The following is a 3503-nucleotide window of genomic DNA, read 5'->3' as shown; positions in this document are numbered from 1 at the left end:
CGGATGACACCGGACCGCAACGCCCACCACACCGCAACCGCGATAACGGCAAGGAACAGCCCAGTCCACGTCACCACGCTCATCCCGGCCTGCGCAATCTCGCGGTTGGCCGCATCAAGGGACGTCACAATCTCAAACGCGCCGTGAATATCACCCGCACGCCAGCCTTCCTTAATGCCGCCCACCGGATCCTTTGCGCCCTTGGGGTCGCCGTGGCAATAGAGGCAATCCTTGGTCAGACGAATGGGCCGAAAATACCGTATGGCGTCGCCCTGCACGAGAATGTATTCATCAAGATTCTCAGCCTTGAGCTTTGCAAGCACGCGCTCTTCCAATTCCGTTGGGGTGTTCTTGGGATTACGCGGGGAGATTTTGGGGACGCGGAAATCATAGCCCGCCTCCTCGGCATTGCCCGCCGCCATGTTGATGGCGGTAATAACCGGAACAGCCTCCAGCAGGTGCTCGCGCGGAATTTCGTCAAAGGGCTTCAGAAGACCATGCTCAATCTTCTGCGCCATCTCCACGCGCCCCGCCTCGGCCATCAGCACTATGGCGCGGCTTTTCTCAAGCAGGGCATCGTGGGTCCCCTCCTCAATGGTCCGCATTTGGATGACGGCCATCACAGCGGCAATGAGGAACGGACCCAAAAGCGCCGTCAGCAGCGCCTTCCACCGGATGCTCAGGTTACTGAAGAATCCCATCGTCTCCTCCCTTGTCCCCGTAGGGCGTCAGGCTCAGGCGTGCATGTGGTCCATCAGGCTTTCCACATCCAGCACCAGCGCATCGCGCTCGCCAATCATGCCGTAGCCGAGGATGGGTACATTGTAGATGTCCTTGACCGGGATGGTGAAACTGGCAACCACCACCTGCTGCTGCCGCAACACCTCGTCCACGAGGAATGCAGCCCTGCGGCGGCCAACCTTGATGACAACAGCCTGCTCCGCACCATCGCTCTCCGTGGTCATGCGCAAACCGAAATATCTGTCCAGCCGAAAGAGCGGATACAACTCCCCGCGCACGTCCACGGTCTCGTCGCCGCCGGGCATGGTGGTAATGTCGCCCGGACGCACGGCGTAGACCTCCAGCACAGGCTGGCTGGGCACCACAAAAACTTCAGTACCAAGGTTCACGATAAGCGCGTCCACAATGCCCTCGGACAGGGAGCGCTCCAAAGGTATGGCAAGGGTAAAGGTTGAGCCGCTGCCAAAATCGCTGGTGATGGAAATTTCGCCGCCGAGGCGGTCTTCGATGGAATGGGCCACCGCATCCATGCCCACACCGCGCCCGGAAACGTCCGTGACTTTCTCCGCCGTGGAAAAACCGGACTTGAGGATAAAGCGGTACACTTCCTCGGGGGTGAGCTTCTCCTCATCCGACAGCAAGCCACGCTCCACGGCCTTCTTGCGGATTTTTTCCGGGTCGATGCCGCGGCCGTCGTCCTCAACAATGATAAACGCCTTGCTCCCCCGCCGCCGGGCCGACAGACGCAGGAGCGCGGTCTCTTCCTTTCCGGCCTTCGCGCGTTCTTCGGGCATCTCCAGACCGTGGTCCACGGCATTGCGCAGCAGATGGACCAGCGGCTCGTTGATGTGCTCCACAATGGTCTTGTCCAGTTGCAGGTCGTCGCCCACCACCTCAAAGCGCAGCTTTTTGCCCATCTTCATGGACAGACTGCTCACAAGGCGGTGCATGGGGGTAAAAATCTGTTTCAGCGGCACAAGGCGGATTTTCTCCACCTCGTCCTTGATGTTGCTGATGACGACTTCAAGGTCCTTCATTCCGGCAACGGCTTTCGAGTCCAAAGAGGGATTTTGGGCAATGACGGCGTATTGCGTCATCAGCTTGCCGATGTAGTCAATAAGGGTATCCAGCTTGTCCGTATTGACGCGGATGGAGGAAATTTCGGAGCCGCCTTTTTGCGGCGCCTTGGGCGCAGGGGCTTTGGGGCTGGGCTTTGACGCGCCCGGAGCGTCTGCGGGCGGGCTTTGACGGGCCGCGTCATCGGTGTCCTCTGCCGCGGTTTGGGCGTCTGGCGCGGCGTCCTTGGCCGTGGCGCCGCCTTCAGGGGCATCCTCGCCGTCTTCCTGTGGCTCCTCATACTCGCCGGACTCGCGCAGTTCGCGAATTTTGTCCGCGCGGTCCTCCACAATGCCTGCCATGGAGTACAACAGCTGGCGCTGGCCGTCGGCAATCTGCAAAAACGCGGTCACCATCTCCGGCGTTACCGGAGCGATGCCGTCGGTGAGCATATCCATGAGCGTTGCAACGTTGGCCGAGGGGTAGCGCACATGTGTCAGCCCCAAGCGCGCAAGGGCGTCATGCAAGGCCTCTGGCGAGGTTTTTCCCTGCTCCAGAATGAGGATGCGCTCTTCCAGCGCTTCGATGCATTGTTCAATGCTGCTCTTCATCAGCCTTGTCCACCTGCTTCGGCGCATTGTGCATCACGGCTCTGTCCCTCGGACGCCATGCGGAGCGACCCATCAAACCCCCATGCGTAAAAGGTTCCCTTGCAGGAAGGCCCCATACCGGTCAGGCGCAGGTCAAGGCGTGCGGCCATCTCCTCCAGCAGCTCAAAGGTAGCGGAATTGACCGAGCGCACGCCGGAGAGGTCCACCCGCACAGCGGTCCCCTGCTCAATTTGCGTCAGCGTTTTCCGCAGGGCGTCGCGGTGGGGCTGCAAATGCAGGCGGGGCATAGCCACACGCACCAGCATAAAGCCGTCTCCCGGCTCTATCTCAATGCTGCCCGCATCCTCGCCCGCTCCGGCGTCGCCTGCACCTGCGGCTTCGTCCAAGCGCGCGAGCACGGCGTCCATTTCGTCCTTGTCCGGCTCGCCCAGCTCGCGAATCTGGTCCAGCAGCTGAAAGACGTGCGTCACGGCTTGCCGCGCCGCAGTGACATTGTCGTCGCTGTGGTCCAGCTCGCCGCTTTGGAGCTTCTTCAAAAAGCTCTCGACCTTGTGGGTGAATGTGGACGCAACCTCAAACCCGCCCATGAAGCCGGTTACGCCCTTGATGGTATGCAGCGGCCGCGCGAGAACCTCGATGCCTTCCTGTACCTTGCCCTGTCCCAAGAGGTCCGTCCCCTCCATGATGAGGGGATAGAAGTCATCGTTCACCTGCGAATAAAACTCTGTGACCATCTCATCGCTTTCACTCATATCGTCCCCCAGAAGGATGGTCCGTTGCGCATCAATCGATCATCAGGCCCAGCTTTTCCAGTTCCTTACGCAGCTTATCGCCGTCATAGGGTTTGACGATGTAGCCCTCGACCCCGCAGTCGTCAAAGGACTGCATAACGGTCTTCGGGTCCGACAGCGCCGTGGCCATAATAACCCGCGCCGCTTCGGTGATGCCGTTTTCCTCCTCATAGGCCCGAATCTGCCGCACAGCGCTCAGGCCATCAAGAACTGGCATCATAATGTCCATAATGATGATCGAATAGGGCCGGTGCTCATCATGGGCAATCTTAAACGCCGAAACGGCTTCCTCTCCATTGACCAC

Annotated in this window: 4 protein-coding genes; all 4 read right to left on the bottom strand. The window is 60.0% G+C overall.

The window, feature by feature from the left end; translation table 11 throughout:
- Positions 1 to 701: Tll0287-like domain-containing protein (locus ACY69P_RS15225; protein WP_462328086.1), on the bottom strand; the 701-nt coding region annotated here is incomplete at its 3' end.
- Positions 702 to 734: 33 nt separating this feature from the next.
- The gene (locus ACY69P_RS15220; RefSeq protein ID WP_462328085.1) at positions 735 to 2408 is read right to left on the bottom strand and encodes a chemotaxis protein CheA; all 1674 of its coding nucleotides are present in this window, start codon (positions 2406 to 2408) and stop codon (positions 735 to 737) included.
- Positions 2408 to 3160, bottom strand: coding sequence for a hypothetical protein (locus ACY69P_RS15215; RefSeq protein WP_459901930.1), 753 nt, complete (start codon positions 3158 to 3160; stop codon positions 2408 to 2410). Before ACY69P_RS15215 ends, ACY69P_RS15220 begins: the two co-directional genes overlap by 1 nt.
- 31 nt (positions 3161 to 3191) lie before the next feature.
- On the bottom strand, positions 3192 to 3503 hold a 312-nt coding region (locus ACY69P_RS15210), incomplete at its 5' end, for a response regulator (RefSeq protein ID WP_462328084.1).

This window comes from Desulfobaculum sp., from assembly GCF_054921475.1.
This window is presented reverse-complemented; position numbering and strand designations above follow the sequence as displayed.

Coding starts and splice junctions, on each gene's coding strand:
- ACY69P_RS15220 (WP_462328085.1), bottom strand. CDS start 2,408: ATGAAGAGCAGCATTGAACAATGCATCGAAGCGCTGGAAGAGCGCATC.
- ACY69P_RS15215 (WP_459901930.1), bottom strand. CDS start 3,160: ATGAGTGAAAGCGATGAGATGGTCACAGAGTTTTATTCGCAGGTGAAC.